The organism is Sphingobium sp. FG11 (assembly GCF_057809915.1).
On the sequence record NZ_JBMDKW010000009.1, the window covers coordinates 12,749 to 30,682 of the forward strand.

At 62.8% G+C, this 17,934-nt stretch carries 17 protein-coding genes and 1 tRNA gene; 8 read left to right on the forward strand and 10 right to left on the reverse strand.

Going from position 1 to position 17,934, the window contains the following annotated elements; translation table 11 throughout:
* Positions 1-87 precede the first annotated feature (87 nt).
* A complete protein-coding gene (locus ACODSN_RS09485; RefSeq protein WP_489054904.1) occupies positions 88-729 on the reverse strand; it encodes a phosphoribosylanthranilate isomerase in 642 nt (213 codons plus the stop codon).
* 31 nt (positions 730-760) lie between these two features.
* Positions 761-1,624 (reverse strand): lysophospholipid acyltransferase family protein, encoded by an 864-nt coding sequence (locus ACODSN_RS09490; RefSeq protein WP_489054906.1) that lies wholly within the window; start codon positions 1,622-1,624, stop codon positions 761-763.
* A gap of 65 nt (positions 1,625-1,689) precedes the next feature.
* Here ACODSN_RS09490 and ACODSN_RS09495 point away from each other — a divergent pair, with 65 nt between their 5' ends.
* Positions 1,690-2,823: a glycosyltransferase family protein gene (locus ACODSN_RS09495; RefSeq protein ID WP_489055086.1), complete on the forward strand. Its 1,134-nt coding sequence runs from the start codon at positions 1,690-1,692 to the stop codon at positions 2,821-2,823.
* Here ACODSN_RS09495 and ACODSN_RS09500 read toward each other — a convergent pair.
* Positions 2,802-3,149: a DUF952 domain-containing protein gene (locus tag ACODSN_RS09500; protein ID WP_489054908.1), complete on the reverse strand. Its 348-nt coding sequence runs from the start codon at positions 3,147-3,149 to the stop codon at positions 2,802-2,804. The genes ACODSN_RS09495 and ACODSN_RS09500 overlap by 22 nt on opposite strands.
* Positions 3,146-5,815 (reverse strand): DNA gyrase subunit A, encoded by a 2,670-nt coding sequence (gene gyrA / locus ACODSN_RS09505; protein ID WP_489054910.1) that lies wholly within the window; start codon positions 5,813-5,815, stop codon positions 3,146-3,148. The genes ACODSN_RS09500 and gyrA overlap by 4 nt, the downstream gene beginning before the upstream one ends.
* Positions 5,816-6,083: 268 nt before the next feature.
* Here gyrA and ACODSN_RS09510 point away from each other — a divergent pair, with 268 nt between their 5' ends.
* Positions 6,084-7,358: a hypothetical protein gene (locus ACODSN_RS09510; RefSeq protein ID WP_489055087.1), complete on the forward strand. Its 1,275-nt coding sequence runs from the start codon at positions 6,084-6,086 to the stop codon at positions 7,356-7,358.
* A gap of 101 nt (positions 7,359-7,459) precedes the next feature.
* Entirely contained in the window at positions 7,460-8,743 is a 1,284-nt protein-coding gene (locus ACODSN_RS09515) for a hypothetical protein (RefSeq protein WP_489054911.1), read from the forward strand.
* Between the two features lie 3 nt (positions 8,744-8,746).
* Here ACODSN_RS09515 and ACODSN_RS09520 read toward each other — a convergent pair whose 3' ends face one another.
* Entirely contained in the window at positions 8,747-9,232 is a 486-nt protein-coding gene (locus ACODSN_RS09520) for an Lrp/AsnC family transcriptional regulator (protein ID WP_489054912.1), read from the reverse strand.
* Between the two features lie 204 nt (positions 9,233-9,436).
* Between ACODSN_RS09520 and ACODSN_RS09525 the strand changes: the two genes are divergently transcribed.
* From ACODSN_RS09525 to ACODSN_RS09535, 3 genes are all read left to right on the forward strand, one after another.
* The gene (locus ACODSN_RS09525; RefSeq protein WP_489054914.1) at positions 9,437-11,182 is read left to right on the forward strand and encodes a sensor histidine kinase; all 1,746 of its coding nucleotides are present in this window, start codon (positions 9,437-9,439) and stop codon (positions 11,180-11,182) included.
* A gap of 58 nt (positions 11,183-11,240) precedes the next feature.
* Positions 11,241-12,278 (forward strand): polysaccharide deacetylase family protein, encoded by a 1,038-nt coding sequence (locus ACODSN_RS09530; protein WP_489054916.1) that lies wholly within the window; start codon positions 11,241-11,243, stop codon positions 12,276-12,278.
* Between the two features lie 24 nt (positions 12,279-12,302).
* Positions 12,303-12,379: transfer RNA gene (locus ACODSN_RS09535), tRNA-Ile, on the forward strand.
* Between the two features lie 22 nt (positions 12,380-12,401).
* Here the strand turns inward: ACODSN_RS09535 and ACODSN_RS09540 are convergent.
* Positions 12,402-12,872 carry an NUDIX hydrolase gene (locus ACODSN_RS09540; RefSeq protein ID WP_489054917.1) on the reverse strand — a complete coding sequence of 157 codons (471 nt, stop codon included), beginning with the start codon at positions 12,870-12,872 and terminating at the stop codon, positions 12,402-12,404.
* Between the two features lie 205 nt (positions 12,873-13,077).
* On the opposite strand from ACODSN_RS09540, the gene ACODSN_RS09545 reads away from it, so the two are divergent.
* Positions 13,078-13,788 carry a Crp/Fnr family transcriptional regulator gene (locus ACODSN_RS09545; protein ID WP_489054918.1) on the forward strand — a complete coding sequence of 237 codons (711 nt, stop codon included), beginning with the start codon at positions 13,078-13,080 and terminating at the stop codon, positions 13,786-13,788.
* Between the two features lie 106 nt (positions 13,789-13,894).
* On the opposite strand, the gene ACODSN_RS09550 is transcribed toward ACODSN_RS09545, so the two are convergent.
* Positions 13,895-14,107, reverse strand: a complete 213-nt coding sequence (locus ACODSN_RS09550) for a hypothetical protein (RefSeq protein ID WP_489054920.1) — start codon at positions 14,105-14,107, stop codon at positions 13,895-13,897.
* 328 nt (positions 14,108-14,435) lie between these two features.
* On the opposite strand from ACODSN_RS09550, the gene ettA reads away from it, so the two are divergent.
* Positions 14,436-16,115 carry an energy-dependent translational throttle protein EttA gene (gene ettA / locus ACODSN_RS09555; protein ID WP_489055088.1) on the forward strand — a complete coding sequence of 560 codons (1,680 nt, stop codon included), beginning with the start codon at positions 14,436-14,438 and terminating at the stop codon, positions 16,113-16,115.
* A 52-nt stretch (positions 16,116-16,167) separates the two neighbouring features.
* On the opposite strand, the gene ACODSN_RS09560 is transcribed toward ettA, so the two are convergent.
* The 3 genes from ACODSN_RS09560 to ACODSN_RS09570 are packed head-to-tail and all read right to left on the reverse strand — an operon-like array spanning position 16,168 to position 17,881.
* Positions 16,168-16,449: an acylphosphatase gene (locus tag ACODSN_RS09560; RefSeq protein WP_489054921.1), complete on the reverse strand. Its 282-nt coding sequence runs from the start codon at positions 16,447-16,449 to the stop codon at positions 16,168-16,170.
* Entirely contained in the window at positions 16,449-17,234 is a 786-nt protein-coding gene (locus ACODSN_RS09565) for an NYN domain-containing protein (protein WP_489054922.1), read from the reverse strand. Before ACODSN_RS09565 ends, ACODSN_RS09560 begins: the two co-directional genes overlap by 1 nt.
* Entirely contained in the window at positions 17,231-17,881 is a 651-nt protein-coding gene (locus ACODSN_RS09570; RefSeq protein WP_489054924.1) for a carbonic anhydrase, read from the reverse strand. The genes ACODSN_RS09565 and ACODSN_RS09570 overlap by 4 nt, the downstream gene beginning before the upstream one ends.
* Positions 17,882-17,934 lie beyond the last annotated feature (53 nt).

Below are 17,934 nucleotides of genomic sequence, written 5' to 3' on the forward strand. Positions count from 1 at the left end.
GGGCGGTCGCTTCGAAAAGGGGAAGCGTTCAGCGCCATCGACTCCCGGTGGGATCGGCAGGTGCGGAAATGGGGAAAGCCAGCGTCGTCATGGCCCAACCGCTTTGCAGAAGGCCATGATCTTGTCCACATCCTTGATGCCCGGCGCGCTTTCGACGCCGGAGGAAATATCGACCAGCGGCGCCCCGGTCACGCGGATCGCCTCAGCCACATTGTCGATCGACAGGCCGCCAGACAGGCCCCAGGGCAGGGGAAAGGCATGGCCCCGCAACAGCGTCCAGTCGAAACGCAGCCCCATGCCGCCCGGCAGCGCCGCGCCGTCCGGCGTCTTGGCGTCGAACAGCAGACGGTCGGCGGTGCCGGCATAGGCGTCCGCTGCCAGAATGTCGGCGCGGGTCTTGACCGAAATCGCTTTCCATAGCGGCAGGCCAAAGCGCCGGCGAATGGCGGCGACGCGATCAGGGGATTCCTTGCCATGAAGCTGGATCGCGCTGACCGCTCCGCCCTCGGTCAGCGCGGCGAGCATGTCATCGTCGGGATCGACCACCACGGCGACCCGCTCGACATGCGCGGGAACGCCCGCCGCGAGCGCGCGCATCTGATCGGCGTCCACATGGCGCGGACTTTTGGGGAAATGGACGAACCCCACATGGCTCGCCCCCGCCCGGATCGTGGCGCCAACGCTGTCGCTGGTCGAAAGACCACAGATTTTGATCGCGATTCGGGACATGGACGCGCTTTAGCCGCTTGCACGCGGCAAGTCACATCTGCGGCGCGACCGGCTGCGTCAGATCCATGTCATGCAACGCCAGCCACTGATCGGCATGGGCGATGCAGGCAGGCCCAAGGAAGGCGTCGAGTTGCCGCACTATCTCCGCATCGTCCATCTCGCGCGGGTCGAGCGGCGCGTGCCAGCGCAGGACGAAGTGCGGGCCGCTGGTGCGCGCGAGATAGAAGGGCAGGAATGTCGCGCCGACCTTGCGCGCGAGCCGCAGCGCGACCGAAAGATTGCCCGATGGCGCGAGGTCGCGCCCGAAGGTCGGGAACCAGACCTGCCCGTCGCGCCGCTCGTCCAGGAGGATATAGAGCGTCGCCCGGTCCTTTTGCGTGAGATGTTTCAACACGCCGCGCGCCGCACCTTCGCCGCCGATCGCCTCCCCCATATAGCTTTGCCGCGCGCGTTTGAGCAGCGCGGCCTGCGCGGGATTTTCGGGCGGCTCGTAGATGCCGAGGCCCGGCCGGTCGGTCGATGCCTTGATATGTGCAGCGAGCAGATCCCAGTTGCCGGTATGCACCGTCAGGCTGATCATCGGTCCCGGCCCGTCGAGCACGGCCTGATAGCCGGCGCGATCCTCCACCGTCACATGCCGTTCGTTCACCAGCCGGTCGATATTGGCGAGTTCGCCCATCGTCCGGCCGATATTGAACCAGCGCCGCGTCAATATCGCCTCGCGTTCCGCCGTGGACAGATCGGGGCGCAGGATCGCGAGATTGGCGCGCGCGCGGGCGTCGCGCAGCTTCATGCGCGGCCGGGCGACATGGGCGGAAAGCCAGCCACCGATCCACGATGCGAGGGCGGCGGGCAGGAAGCGCAGCAGCGCAAAGAGAAAGGGGCTGGAGAGCATCGCCCCAGCGTCTTACAGCAGAGCGGGGCGCGGTAAATAGCCCGGACAAGGGACCTGCGCCGATGATGTTGACTTTATGGCTGCTGTTGCAAGGGCTGAGCCTGATCGGCGTGGCCAATTATCTGCGGCATCTGCCCCGCAACGCGCGGATCGAAGCGCCTGAAGGGGTCGTCATGCTGCTGTCCGTGCGCAACGACTGGGATGGCGACCCGGCGCTAATGGCCCGGTTGAAGGCGCAGAGCGCGCCCTTTCGCCTGTGCATCGCGACATCGGGACGCTGCCCGGCAGCGGAGGCGCTGGCCGCGCGTGAAAGCGACTGGGTAGAGGTGATCCACGCCGGGGTCGCGGCGGACGAGGGCCAGAAAGTCCACAAACTGCGCGCGGCGTTGCGCTCCCTACGGCCCGAGGATCGCTATATCCTGTTTATCGATGCCGATATCGAGCCGCCGACGCGTCTTGTCGGAAGGCTGCTGTTCCCGCTCGTTCGCGACAAAGCCGATATCGTCACCGGCTATCGCCTGTTGATGCCACGCGCCGCGCCGGTTCACACGCTGATCGGCGCGGTGGAAATGCAACTCGCGACCCTGCCGCGTTTTCCCAGCGCGACGATGCCCTGGGGCGGGGCGATGGCATTGACTCGACACACTGCCGATCGCCTGAATCTGGAGGAGGCGATGGCGGGGCGGTTGTCCGATGACATGGCGATCGGTCTCGCCGGGTGGCGCGCGAAGCTGCGACTGCGGCCAGTGCGCGATCTGCTTGTGGCCAGTCCACTGGAGGGGGATGGCCGCGCGGCATGGGGCTTTGGCGTGCGGCAATATCGGCATATCTGGTCGAACAGCCCTGCTATGTGGTCGCTCGCGACGCTGGTCGTGGTGGTGCAGGCGGCGGCGTGGGGGTGGGCGATCGGCTGGGGCGGGTGGATGGCTGTCGCCATCGGCTATGCGGCGGCGTGGGGGCGGGCGCTGCTGCGGCTGCGGATCATTGCCGGCGTTGTCGACCCGGATCAGGCGCGGATCGTGCGTCGGTCACTCTGGTGGGATATCGCCGCGCCCTTCGCGGTGACATGGAGCCACCTGACATTGCAGATCATGGCGATCACCTCATCCCGCATCCGCTGGGGTGAATGGGACTATTGGGTCAGGCGCGGGCGCGTGGTGCGGATGGCGCCGGTGGATCAGAAACCCGCCGGGAATTGATGCAAGCCATCGTCGCCGATGCGCAACACGACTTTGCCAGCGACGGCACTGAGCGGAAGATCGCCATAGAGATGGGGGAACAGCGCGCCGCCGCGTGATGGCTCCCACCGGATGGCGTCGCCGAACGCTGCAAGATCGACCATCACCAGGACGAGGCGATCCTGTCCGCCAAAATGCTTCGCCGCCGTTTCCGCGGCCTGATCGCGGGTGGAGAGATGGATATAGCCATCGGTGAGGTCGACCGGCGCGCCGCGAAAGAAGCCTTCGTCCTTCAACTGCTCAAACTGCGCAGCCGTCAGGATTTTATAGGCGAACAGTTCGTTCACGCCGACGTCGCTTCCTGTTCCTCGTCGCTGTCCTCAATCCGCGCGGCGCTCACCACATGCTCGTTATCCGCGACGTTGAACAGGCGAACGCCCGCCGAATTGCGGCCGATGACGCGCATCGAGTTCAGCCCCATGCGAATCAGCTTCGCCTGATCGGTGACGAGCATCAGATGATCCTCATGCGCGACCGGAAAGCTGCCGACGACCGGGCCATTGCGGCCGATATTGTCGATATTGGTGATGCCCTGACCGCCGCGACCCGTCCGGCGATAATCATAAGCGGACGACAGCTTGCCATAGCCATTGGCGCAGACGGTCAGGATGAACTGCTCCGCGCTGGCGAACTGGTCGACGCGATCGGCCGCGAGTGTCGGCGCGATTTCATTTTCCTTCCACGGCGCAGCCCGCAGATAGGCTTCGCGTTCGTCCGGCGTGGCGTCGAAGCCCTTGAGGATCGACAGCGAAATCACCTCGTCATCGGCCTTGAGCGTCATGCCGCGCACGCCGGTCGAGGTGCGGCTCTGGAACTCGCGCACGTCGGTAGCAGCGAAGCGGATCGCCTTGCCCTGGCGTGTGGCTAGCAGAACGTCATCATCTTCCGTCAGCAGCGCAACGCCGATCAGGCGATCGTCGCTGCCCTCATCGAAGCGCATGGCCAGCTTGCCGTTGCTGGGCACATTGGCGAAGGCGTCCATGCTGTTGCGACGAACCGTCCCGTTGGCGGTCGCGAACATGACGTGCAGGTCTTTCCAGCTATCTTCATCCTCCGGCAGCGGCAACACCGTGCGGATGGTCTCGCCCGGACCCAGCGGCAACAGGTTGATCATCGGCCGCCCCCGCGTCGCCGGGCCACCTTCGGGCAGGCGCCACACTTTCAGGCGATAGACCTTGCCGGCAGTCGAGAAGAACAGCACCGGCGTATGGGTGGAGGTGACGAACAGTTCGGTGATCGCATCCTCATCCTTGGTCGCCATGCCGGAACGGCCCTTGCCGCCCCGCGCCTGCGCCCGGAAGCTTTCAAGCGGGGTGCGCTTGATATAGCCCTGCACCGTGACGGTGACGACCATCTCCTCGCGCTCGATCAGGTCCTCGTCGTCGATGCCATCGGCCGCGGCGGTGATTTCCGAGCGGCGCGGCTTGGCGAATTCGCGCTCGATCGCCTCGAACTCTTCGCGCATGACGGCGTAAAGCTTCACCCGGTCGCCCAGGATCGCCAGATATTCGGCGATAGCTTCGGCCAGTTCCGCCAGTTCCTTGCCGATCTCGTCGCGGCCGAGCGCCGTCAGGCGATGCAGGCGCAGGTCGAGAATGGCGCGGACCTGCAAGTCCGAGAGCGTGTAGACATCGCCCGAAATCTCGGTGTCGATCGCTTCGACCAGCCGGATATAAGGCGCAATTTCGCCGATCGGCCATTCGCGCGCCAAAAGCTTTTCGCGTGCTTCTGCCGGGCTGGACGATCCCCGGATGATTTTCACCATCTCATCGAGATTTGTGACCGCGACGACCAGGCCCAGCAAGATATGCGCCCGTTCACGCGCCTTGTTCAGCTCGAACTTAGTGCGGCGGGTAATGACCTCCTCACGGAATTTGACGAAGGCTTCGATAATGTCGCGCAGATTGAGCAGTTCGGGCCGGCCGCCGCGAATGGCGAGCATATTGGCCGGGAAGCTCGTCTGCGCGGGGGTGTTGCGCCACAGCTGGTTCAGCACGACCTCCGCCGTAGCGTCGCGCTTCAGATCCATGACGATGCGCACGCCTTCGCGGCTCGATTCGTCACGGATGTCGCTGATGCCCTCGATCCGCTTGTCCTTGGCGGCCTCGGCGATCTTTTCGACCAGGCCGTTCTTGCCGACCTGATAGGGAATGGCGGTCAGGACGATCGACTGACGATCTCCGCGTCCTTCCTCGATCACATGGCGCGACCGCATCATGACTGACCCGCGCCCGGTATGATAGGCGCTGCGCGCGCCCGATTGCCCCAGAATCAGCGGGCCGGTGGGGAAATCTGGGCCGGGGACGATTGCGATCAGCTCATCGATCGTGATGCCGGGATTTTCGATATAGGCGAGGCAGGCGCGCAGCACTTCGCCCAGATTATGCGGCGGAATGTTGGTCGCCATGCCGACCGCGATGCCCCCCGCCCCGTTGACGAGCAGGTTGGGGAAGCGCGCGGGCAGGACCTGCGGCTCGCTTTCCGAGGCATCATAGTTGGGCGTGAAATCGACGGTGTTCTTGTCGAGATCGTCGAGCAGCGCATTGGCGACCTTGGCAAGTCGCGCTTCAGTATAGCGCATCGCCGCTGGCGGATCGGGGTCCATCGATCCAAAATTGCCCTGCCCGTCGATCAGCGGCACGCTCATCGACCAGTCCTGGGTCATGCGCGCCAAGGCGTCGTAGATCGAACTATCGCCATGCGGGTGATATTTACCCATCACCTCACCGACCAGGCGGGCCGACTTGCGGTAGGGGCGGTTGTAGACGAAGCCCGCTTCCTGCGCGGCGAAGAGAATGCGGCGGTGAACCGGCTTGAGGCCGTCGCGCACGTCGGGCAGGGCGCGCGACACGATCACCGACATGGCATAGTCGAGATAGCTCGCCTTCATCTCATCGACGATGCTGACGGGGCTGATATCCGAAGGGTCGGCGAGTGCGGTCTCGTCGGTCAATGCGATTCTCTTTTTTCGGGTGAACAATGTTTCCAGATGCCGCACTAGCCGAGCGAAACATGTCTGTCACCCCTCGCGCCTACGCGCGCGCTCGCTCGCGCGAGGCAAAACAGTATCGCCGCGCCATCATCGTTCGCCCACCGGAACGAACGGAGGGGCTGACAGTTACGAATGCGGCGCATATAGGCTGTTCAAACCGTATTCACGCGCCGGCCCCTAACCGGTGCTCAACATGGTCGCCAAAAGGGCGCATGAAGGAGATTGGATGATGCGTTTCGTTACCCCCGTGGCGCTTGCTTTGGCTCTGGCCGTCACGAGTGGCGCCATGTCCGCGCCCGCATTCGCCGCCAAGAAGGAAAAGGCGGACGACGCCCCCAAGCTCAAGGTCTCGCCCGAGGTACTAAAGCCTTTGCAGGCCGCTCAGGCAGCCATGGGCAAGAACGACTTCGCGAGTGCCAAAGCATCCATCGCGGAAGCGGAAGCGATCGCGAAATCGCCGGACGATCGTTATCAGGTCAATGCGGTCAAGCTGAACCTGTCGATTGGCACCAAGGACCCGGGGTTGCAGGGCGATGCACTGCGCGCCATGCTGGACACGGGCCTCGTGCCCCCCAGCCAGCTCGGCCAGTTTTCGCAGATCGTGGCGGAATCGGATCTCTTCTCGAAAAATTATGACTCGGCGCTTGCGCGCGCGCAGACTGCGCTCAAGGCGGGATACCGGGCCGACGCAAGCAATGTGACGATCGCTCAGGCTTATTTCGGCAAGGCGGGCACCGGCAATATGAACGTCGAGCCGGGTCGCACCAACACCATAAATGGCCTGGCCGCGCTCAAGACGGCGATCGCAGCGTCGAAGGCTTCGGGCCAGCCTGTTCCGGCGCAATGGTACAAGATCGGCGTTTCGCGCGCCGCCGCTGCCAAGACCCCGGATATGGGCGAATGGGCCAACCTTGCCTATCAAGCGGAACCTACCGGCGAAAATCTGCGCACGCTGATCCGTATATTCCAGCAGGGTAATCCGAACATCTCCACCCGTGAAAATCTGGACGTGCTGCGTCTGATGGCGGCGTCGGGCGGTCTGGTCATCGCGGCGGACTATCTCGAATATGCCGAAACGGCGTCGCGCCTCGGCATTTACGGGGAAGTGAAGAGCGCCATCGATCTTGGCCGCAGCAAGGGCGTGCTGAACGCCACGCAGGGCGGCGACTTCTATCAGGCGGCCGTCGGCAAGATCGCAGGCGACAAGAGCACGCTCGGCGCGGCTGAATCTGATTCACGCAAGGCCGCTACGGGCAAGATCGCGGCGGCAACCGCTGACGCACAGCTTGGCTATGGCAATTACCCCAAGGCGGCGGAACTGTTCACGCTCGCGCTCCAAAAGGGTGGGGTGGACACCGATGAGGTGAATACCAGGCTTGGCGTCGCCAAGGCATTGGGAGGCGATAACGCTGGAGCCAAGGCGGCTTTCGGTCTGGTGCAAGCCGGCGCGCGCAAGCAGATTGCGAACCTCTGGCTAAGCTATCTCGCCACCAAGGGAGCGTAACGCGACAAACGCGCCGTTCGTGCGGACGGCGCGTTTTTTTTCCAGACTGACAGGCAAAAGCCGGCGGTTTCATCTGCCGGACAGGGGGAGGGCCGTTGGCCATGCGAATGCGATCCACTTTTTCTTTTGGCAAGGCTGCTGCGGCATCGCTCATGATGGGCGCGGTCGTGATGCTGGCGCCTGCGGTCGAAGCGAAAAAGGCATCCGGCACTCCTTCCACGGAAATGTCGGATGGTTTCCGGACGAATTTGGCGGCGGCGCAGGTGGCACTCAAGGCGGGAGATATCGGTTCGGCCCGTACCGCCGTCGCGGCCCTGACTCCGATGACGGATTTTGAGGTCTACGCTGCCGCCGGGGTCCGTTTCCAACTGGCGGCTCAGCGGCGCGACATTCAGGCCCAGCGGATTGCGCTGACCGATATGTTCAAAAGCAGCGCCGTGCCTCGCACCGAAGCGCCCCGCCTGCGTTATCTGGCCGCCCTGTTTTCATATATGGTTGGAAATTACGACGATACGCTGGCCCAGCTCGCTTATGCCCGGACGCTTGGCTACGACAATATCGATGCGACCTTGCTCGCGGCCGATACCTATATTCGCAAAAACAAGCCCAGGGAAGCGCGCCCGCTGGTGGACGCGGCCCTGGCAAGCCAGCGCAGCGCGGGTCAGCCGATCTCGGTCGCCTGGTATGACCGGGCCATTTCCATGGCCTATTCGGCCGGAGACTGGGACGCATTAGGTGCTCTGTATCGCGAAAGGCTGGCGCATTTTTCTTCCGCGCCGGAATGGCGATCCGCGCTGGTCAACATGTTGGCGGCGCCGGACATGGAGAAGCAGATTCAGCTCGATCTCTATCGGCTTCAGGCCGCGAACGGCGCCATGGCGAGCGAGCGTGACTATCAGGCCTATGCCACCTTGGCCGAAAAATCAGGCTACAGCGCCGAGGCCAAGGCGATCATCGAAGCGGGCCGCGCCGCCGGCAAGCTGACGCCGACGCAATCGGTGACGAGCCAGTTGCTCAAAACCGTCACGCCCAAGGCCACCAAGGAAATTGCCACGCTTCCGGCACAGGCGAAGAAAGCCGCTGCCGCCAGCAAGGGCGGCCCCGCGCTGGATGTCGCCGACAATTATTTCTCGCTGGCGCAATTCCCGCAGGCTGCGGAATATTATCGCCTCGCACTGGCGAAAGGCGGTGTCGATGCGGCCCATGCCAATGCCAGGCTCGGTGTGGCGCTGGCCCGATCGGGCGATCTGGTGGGCAGCAGTTCCGCTCTCGCGGCGGCCAATGGGCGATGGACCACTGTCGCGGGTTTCTGGTCGGTGTGGGTTGCGCAGCAAAGCCGCAAGGTGGCGCAGCAATCGTCCCAACGTCCGGACGGCGCGGGCTGAGGCTCAGGTTAAAGGCGCACGGGGCAGCGGCACGCCCGGCAAATCGCGCGACGTACGGATGGTCAGCGATGTCTTGACGCTGACGACATTGGGCGCTGGCGTCAGTTTCGATGTCAGGAATTGCTGAAAGCTTTGCAGATCACGCGCGACGACCTTCAGGATGAAGTCGATCTCGCCGTTCAGCATATGGCATTCGCGCACTTCAGGCAGCGCTGCGATATGGTCCTCAAAGGCCTTGAGGTCATCTTCAGCCTGACTTTTGAGGCTGACCATCGCAAAGACCGATATAGTGTAGCCGAGCATCGCCGGATCGACGACCGCATGATAGGATGTGATGGCCCCGGCATCCTCGAGCGCCCGGACACGCCGCAAGCAGGGCGGCGCGGTCAGTCCGACCTTGCGCGCCAGTTCGACATTGGTCATCCGGCCGTCATCCTGCAACTCACCCAAAATTTGCAGGTCGATGTCATCGATGTTCGGCACCGGCATTATTAGGTTATTTCCTATTCCATTGGCCTGCCCGCCTTATAATAATGTTTCACGACAATGCAATTGTCCCACTATGCGACGGTAGGCGCGAGATCGCAGCCGCGCCCCTTTCCCTTTGCCTCGGCAGGCCTTATCGATAGACAGCGCGAAAGTCGGGTAGCGCAATTTCTGGATTGGCGGCGATAGTGCCAATGGGGACTTTGGGTGCGTTTTAACGATCTTATGCAGACGGTGCTGGCGGCCGAAGACCGAAGTGGGCTGGGTGCGGTGACACTATGGCGGCAGTGCGTGGATCTGCTTGCCCAGCATGACCGGTATGACCGCCCTTCGCTGCCTTCACAGGATTGCCAGCGACTGATTCAGCGGCTTGCCGATCTGCGACCCAAATTGTCCGAAACGCAGCGGATCGCCACAGTCGTCGAACTGGGACGGCAGCTGAAATCGCCGTCACTCGTCCGATTTTTCGCACATGACCGGCCTTCCATCGCCGCGGCCGCGATCGCACGGGCACAATTGCCCGACAGTTTCTGGATCGAGCTGCTCGCCCATCTTACGCCAACGGCACGCGGCGTGTTGCGCGGTCGGCGCGATGTGGGGCAGGGCGTTTATCAGGCGCTGGAGGCGTTCGGCGCCACGGATCTGGTGCTGACTCTCGAACCGCGAACCGACGATGCAGCCGACGATATGCTGCTGACGCCGGACATGGCGGTGGCGGATTCAGAACAAGAGCAGGCTGCGACGATCGGTCTGGTCAATGCCAATGCCAATGCTGCCGCAAAGCCAGCCGTTGGCGCCGGCCAGAATCAGATCCGCAATCTGGTCGACAGGATCGAGCGATTCACCAGCGAGCGGCGCATCCCGGACAAGGAAAGCGCGTCCGTTTCGGCGGCCGCATCGGCGCCCCGCGCGTTCAGTTTCGAAACCGATGCGTCCGGAATATTCGTCTGGGTCGATGATGCGCCGCGAACGGCGGTGATCGGCCTGATGCTGGGCGAAGCGCCGATCGACGGTGGCAGCGGGCCGGACGGCCATGTCGCGGGCGCCTTCGCTCGCCGGAGCGGCTTTCAAAATGGTCGATTCACCATCGTCGGCGGGGCGATGGCGGGGGAATGGCGGATATCGGCTACCCCGTTTTTCGACCCGCGATCCGGTCGGTTCGAAGGCTATCGGGGGCAGGCGCGTCGTCCCCATCTTCACGAAGTAGCGGTATCGCCTGTTGCGGAATCTGTCGGTATCGCGGGCCTTTCGGCGGACTCTCTACGGCAACTGGTGCATGAATTGCGCACGCCCCTCAACGCTATTCTGGGCTTCGCGGAGATTATCGAGCAACAATTGTTCGGCGAAGCCGGTCCGGAATATCGCGACATGGCGGGCCGGATCGCGACCGACGCGCGCCACTTGCTGACCGCCTTCGATGATCTGGACCTTGCGGCCCGCGTGTCGCGCGGCGATGAAGGCGGAACCCCGCGCCCGCTCGACCCCGCCCTGCTGGTGACGCATGTGGTCGCGCGGTTTGAGCAGCAAGCCGAACCCGGCCATGCGCCAATGGACATCATGATCGCGCCGGACCTCCCGTCCGTGTGCATCGATCCGTTGCAGGGTGAGCGGATGGTGCAGCATCTCGTCCGGACACTGGTGTCGGTGTGTGCGGCGGGAGAGGGGCTGAACGGTGCCTGCTGGTTCCAGCCTGACGGGAGCCACGGGCGCGTGATTCTGGCGATCGACCGTCCGGCCAGCCTTGTCGGCATGGAGGAGACCCAACTGCTCGACCCTGGCTACACACCGGAAGGAGACTGGGCCGATGGACCGCTGCTGGGCCTCGGCTTTTCCTTGCGGTTGATCCGCAGTCTGGCGACGGGCGCCGGGGGTGCGCTGGATATCGAGACTAACCGTTTCATGCTGGCGATCCCCGCCGTCCAGACATTCGGGGACGCAGCGGGCCACGCCTGAATATGGGGCGAGCGTGCGGGGCAACCCTATGGCAACTATTAAGCCCTAGGATCGGGATATGACCGCCCCCATCCATGACGGCAATTTGCTGATCGCGCCTTCGCCCGACGATATGATCGCGCTCGATCCCAGCTTTGGCACCCGCTTCATGCTGTTCGTCGATACCGAGGAAGAGTTTGACTGGAATGCGCCATTCAGCCGTTCAGGCCATGGCGTCACCGCTTTGGAAGGGATGGCGCGCGGCCAGCGCTATTTCACTCAGGCGGGCGTGCGCCCCGTTTACGTAACCGACTATCCGGTCGTGGACAGTGACGCCGCCGCCGACATGATGGGCAACTGGATGGCCGCTGGCGAAGCGGATATCGGCGCGCATCTGCACCCGTGGGTCAATCCGCCACATGTCGAACAGGTGTCGGATGCCAACAGCTATGTGGGATTTCTGCCCGAGGCGGTCGAGCGCGCCAAACTGGAAGCGCTGTCCGCCCGGATCGCCGCGCGCTTCGGCCAGCGTCCGGTGGCGTATCGGGCGGGGCGCTACGGCGTCGGGCCAAATAGCGCCCGGCTGCTGGAACAAGCAGGATTTCGGCTGGACAGCTCCGTGCGCAGCCGGTTCGACTACAGCCATCAGCATGGACCGGATTTTCAGGGTCTGCCGCTGTCTCCCTATTGGGCGGGGCCGAACCGCTCTCTCGTAGAATTGCCGCTCTCGACCGCGTTCGTCGGATGGATGCGCGGCGGGGGCGAGCGACTGTACCGGATGGCACATCGCATGGAGCCGGTCGCTGGCGCGCTGGCGCGCGGGCGAGCGCTCAGCCGGGTGCCATTGACGCCAGAGGGCGTGCCCGCGCGGGACGCCATCGCAGCCATCGACGCCCTGATCGAAGAAGGGGTGCGGCTTCTCAACTTCAGTTTCCACTCGCCGACGCTCGCGCCCGGACATACGCCCTATGTGCGCGATGAAAGCGACAGAACGGCCTTTTATCTCTGGTGGGACATGGTGCTCGGCCATCTTGCTCGTCGCGGCGTCCTGCCCGCCAGCATCGATCAGTTTCTCAACGCCGTTCCTGCACGGAACCGGGCTTGCCAAGCCGCCTGATGCTCCCTATTCGGCGGCGGGGTGGGGCCTGTAGCTCAACTGGTTAGAGCTGTCCGCTCATAACGGATAGGTTGCGGGTTCAAGTCCTGCCGGGCCCACCAACATCTACTCCCGAAGTCTCATTCATTGTCGCGCACTGCCTCGCAGCGCCTCTTCCAGCCTGTCCAGCAGAGGTAGCTGACTGGGCAGCATGGCATCGCGCGCATCCGCCATGGAGAACCAGCGGGCCGCATCGACTTCCGGAAAGGATTGGATCTGGCCGCTGCGTGGGGGCCATTCGATTTCGAAAAGGTTGCTGATGACGGTCTCCGTGTCGACCGCCTGTTCTGCCGCGAACGTCGTGACCCATTTGCCGCCTTTCTGCCGAATCTCGCCCAAGGGCAGGAGTGAAACGCTGACACGCAGTCCAAGCTCTTCCTCTACCTCCCGCAAAGCGGCGAGATCCGCTGTCTCGTCCGCATGGATACCGCCCTTCGGAATTTGCCACGCGCCTTTGTCACGATGGCGCCAATAGGGACCACCCGGATGGACCAGCAGCACCCGTAACGATGGATATCGCTCATAAAGAAGAAGGCCGGCACTTCGCTCAATCATAACTGGGCCGGCAAATCATATAGACGAGGTCATGGGCGGATCGTTTGATAACGTACAGGGACATCATGCTGAAACATTCATGCGGGTTCAAGGATCCGGCAAGACGCCACCGCATGAACCATCACCCTGACCGTTATCCAGAGTCGCGTCGGGCAGGCGAGGCGAGTAGAAGAGGGCGATCCAGGGCTGATGAAGGCGATCGACAATGATCTTTGATGATTTCCTTCGCCAAAGACGGCGCGATCAGCTCACGCCGGAGGATTTGGCGACATTGGAAAGCGCGGTCAGTGAAATCCGCGGCATTCCGGCCCGCCACACCATAGCGGAAAAGGGCGAGCCGGTCGCGTATAGCACCTATCTGATCGAGGGCATCATCTGCCGCTATATGGATGATCGAAACGGGGCCAGGCAGTTGGTGGCCGTTCATGTGCCGGGCGACTTCGTGGATTTGCACGGATATCCGCTCAAACGTCTGGATCATGATGTCGCGACTATCTCGGCTTGCAAGATCGCCACCGTATCCCATGGTGCGCTGGATGAAATCGTAGCGACCCGTCCCAACCTGGCGAAGATGCTGTGGTTCAGCACTTTGCTGGACGCGGCGATGCATCGCGAATGGATATTTCGTCTGGGCCGCCTCGATGCGATCGCGAGGGTCGGGCATTTTTTCTGCGAGATTGAAGCCAAACTCAGGGCCGTGGGCCGGAGCGATGGTTCGACGTTCCGGCTCCCCCTGACCCAGGCGGACCTAGGCGAAGCATGTGGGATAACGCCCGTCCACATGAACCGGATGTTGCGGGAACTGAAGGAAATGGGGCTGATGACAGTGCGGCACGGCATGGTGACGATGATCGACAAACCCGCGCTCATTCGGCTCTGCGAGTTCGACCCGTCCTACCTCTTCATCGAGAGATGAGGCGATAGTTGCGCTCTCCGGCATCAGTCATGACCGGAACTGAACGCCAATAAAAAGGGCGGGCCGTTTAACGACCCGCCCCTTAAAAATCTCGCGAAAGCGAAGATTACATCGCGTTCGACGCGTTCGCGGCTGCGTTTGCAGCGTTGCCAGCGGCATTCGCTGCATTGGCGGCGTTGTCAGCAGCGTTAGCGGCGTTTTCGACAACGTTCTCAACGACTGCGTTCGAAGCGTTCGCGGTTTCGTTGGCCGGCTTCTCACCGCAAGCAGCGAGGGCCATCAGGCTGGCCGAAGCGAAAACAACAGCGATCTTCTTCATTGTGTACGGCTCCCATAGCATATGCCGCGTCAGGCACGTTACAGATGTGACCCTACGCGAGCGACCCGCATTAACGTGTGCGATGCACAAATCAATGCTTTTCTACATCGGTGAAACGATGGAATCACGCGATGGATCGTTGTCTACAAGAAAAGTTCGGTTAGCACTCCTGTTTTCATCGGCTCTCTCACGGGGCCTTTATCTATACCTCAGCCTCGCGGGCGGGGGGAAATGGCTGCGTCCTGCCAACGGCGATTTGCCAATGCGCCGCGCCTCCGCTAACCGGGCGCCAAATCCGTCGCACGCCTATATGAGAGAGACCGACCCGATGGCCGTCCAGTACAGCTTCGTCATGAAGGGCCTGACCAAGACCTTCCCCGGTGCAAACAAGCCCGTTTTCAACAATATCCACCTGCAATTCCTGCCCGGCACGAAGATCGCCGTCATCGGCGTCAACGGCGCGGGTAAATCGACGCTGATGAAAGTCATCGCCGGTATGGACAAGGATTTTCAGGGCGAGGCGTGGGCGGCGGAAGGAATGCGCGTCGGTTATCTCGCGCAGGAGCCGCAACTCGACGCCAGCAAGACGGTGATGGAAAATGTGAAGGACGGCGTGCGCCCGATCGCGGATCTCGTCGATCGCTTCAACGAAATCAGCACGATCATGGGCGACCCACCGGAAGATGTCGATTTCGACGCGCTGATGGAGGAAATGGGCACGCTTCAGGAAAAGATCGACGCGGTCGATGGCTGGACGCTCGACAATCAGCTCGAAATCGCGATGGAAGCGCTCCGTTGCCCGCCCGGCGACTGGAGCGTCGAAAGCCTGTCAGGTGGCGAAAAGCGTCGCATAGCGCTGTGCCGGTTGCTGCTCGAAAAGCCGGATATCCTGCTGCTCGACGAACCGACCAACCATCTCGACGCCGAAAGCGTCCAGTGGCTCGAACAGCATCTCATCAACTACACTGGCAACGTCATCCTCGTTACCCATGACCGCTATTTCCTCGACAATGTCGTAGGCTGGGTACTCGAACTCGATCGCGGCCGGGGTATTCCCTATGAGGGCAATTATTCGGCTTGGCTCGAAGCTAAAGGCAAGCGGATGGAGCTGGAGGAGCGCGAGGAGGCGGGCCGCCAGAAGGCGATCAAGGAAGAGCTGGAGTGGATCAGGCAGTCGCCCAAGGCGCGCCAGACCAAGTCCAAAGCCCGCATCCGCGCGTTCGACGAACTGGTCGAAAAGCAGGAAAACCGGGCGCCCGGCAAGGCGCAAATCGTCATCCAGACGCCCAAGCGGCTCGGCGGGCAGGTGATCGAAGCACATGGTCTGACGAAAAGCTATGGCGACAAGCTGTTGTTTGAAAATCTGGAATTTCTGTTGCCGCCGGGCGGCATCGTCGGCGTCATCGGTCCGAACGGCGCGGGCAAATCCACATTGTTCCGCCTCATCACCGGGCAGGAAGAGCCGGACGAGGGCAGCATCAAGGTCGGCGAGACCGTGCAGCTTGGCTATGTCGACCAAAGCCGCGACAGCCTGAACCCCGACCATAATGTGTGGCAGGAAATTTCCGGCGGGCATGAACTCATGACCATCGGCAAGCATGAAATTCAGACGCGGGCCTATGTCGGCGCGTTCAATTTCAAGGGGCCGGACCAGCAGAAGAAGGTCGGGCAATTGTCCGGCGGTGAGCGCAATCGCGTCCACCTCGCCAAGATGTTGAAGCAGGGCGGCAATGTGCTGCTGCTCGACGAACCGACCAACGATCTGGACGTCGAAACGCTACGCGCGCTGGAAGATGCGCTGGAGAATTTCGCCGGTTGTGCCGTCGTCATCAGCCATGATCGCTTCTTCCTCGATCGGCTCGCGACGCATATCCTCGCGTTCGAGGGCGACAGCCATGTCGAATGGTTCGAAGGCAATTTCGAAGCCTATGAGGAGGATAAGCGCCGCCGTCTGGGCGATGCGGCCGACCGCCCGACGCGCCTTGCCTATAAAAAGCTGACGCGCTGAAGCCAACAGTGATGGGGAGGGCTTCTCAAAGGAGTGGCCCTCTCCTTCGAAACTATAGCGTGTTTCGTTGTTCGAAGGTCGCCAGCCCGAACGGCTCGGCCTCTTCCATGTCGATCCGGCTTACGGACGCAGCCGCCGGGCCTTGGCGGGCAAGCGCGACGAAGCGTTCCACACTGTCTTGCTGCCCCTCGATCACGGCCTCGACGCTGCCTTCGGCCAGGTTGCGGACCCAGCCCGTCAATCCCAGATCGGTCGCGGTCCGCGCCGCCCATTTGCGATAAAATACGCCCTGCACACGGCCATGGATCATCAGCCGCCGCGCGATAATCGACATCAGCGGACCCGTTTGATCCAGGTCTGTCCGCCCTCGCGGATTTCGGTGATGAACTCTGGGATCGCCTGAACCAGATCGGACAGGCGCTTGAAGCCGTAATTGCGCACGTCGAAGCTGGATCGGTTGCCGACCCGCTGGCCGACGGGTCCCAGCGCCACGAAGCCGCGCTCGTCGCGCTTGGCCGCATCATAGGCGTCGATCAGCAGCCGGACGACCTCTTCATCGACCGCTGGCACCGGCACGGGTTGGGGCGCTTTGGCCGCGGGGGCCGGAGGCGGCGAAGATGCTGGTGTACTGCGCGGCTTCGCCACAATTCTCGCCGGAACCACGACTTCCGCTGGAACCAGCGCCTTGACGTCGATGAAGCGGGTGCAGGCGCGCTTGAACCCTTCGGGCGTGTTCGCCGACCCGAAGCCGTAGACGGGAATGCCCTGTTGCCGGATGCGGGTGACGAGTGGCGTGAAATCGCTGTCGCTCGACATCAGACCGAAGCCGTCGACCCGTCCGCTGGCCATCAGGTCCATCGCGTCGATCGTCATCTTCATGTCGGTCGCGTTCTTGCCCTTGGTCAGGTCGAACTGCTGCTGCGGCTCGATCGCCTGCGCCACCGAAAGCGCCGCCCAGTTCTTGAGTGTCGTTTTGCTCCAATTGCCATAGGCGCGACGGATATTGACGGTGCCAAGCTCCGCCAGCACGGTCATGACCGGGTCGAAATGCGCCGCCGACGCATTGTCCGCGTCGATCAGCAGCGCGATATTGCCGCTAGCGCCCCCTGACGGGGTCATGCGTCCTGCTCGGCCGGTTGAAACTCCCCGCTCTGTTCGTCCAGCAGATGCAACTGACCATCGGCGATCGCGAAGAATGCACCGACCAGTTTGAGTTCGCCGCTGCGCTCCTTGGAGCGCACGCAGGGGAAAGTGCGCAGATTGGCGAGGCTGACCTTGACGCCCTCCTGCTCCATCGCGCGATGTGCATCGCGGCCGCGATCGTCACCAAAGCGCGCAACCACGGTATCGCGCGCGCCGTCCAGCATCTCGATCCAGTCGGCGATGAAGCCGCCTTCGCCGGGAGGCGCATCCTTCAACTCCTGGCTGAGCGCGGCCTTGCAGCCGCCGCATTTGCCATGGCCCATCACGACGATCTCGCCGACCTTGAGCACCTGAACCGCGAATTCGAGCGCTGCCGACACGCCATGATGGCCGGGATTGGTTTCGAACGGGGGCACCAAAGCCGCGACGTTGCGTACGACGAAGATTTCGCCGGGGCTGCTGTCGAAAATCTGCGCGGGATCGACGCGGCTGTCGGAACAGGCGATCACCATGACGCGCGGGTTCTGGCCCTCGCTCAATTCGCCCCAGCGTTCGCGCTGTTGCGACCAGCCGGTGTTGCGGAAGCGGCGATAGCCCTGGAGCATGTCGGTAAAGTCGGTCATGCGCGGTTCTCTGCCGCACAAGTTCAGGGCTGGCAAGTGGGCGCAAGCGTCGC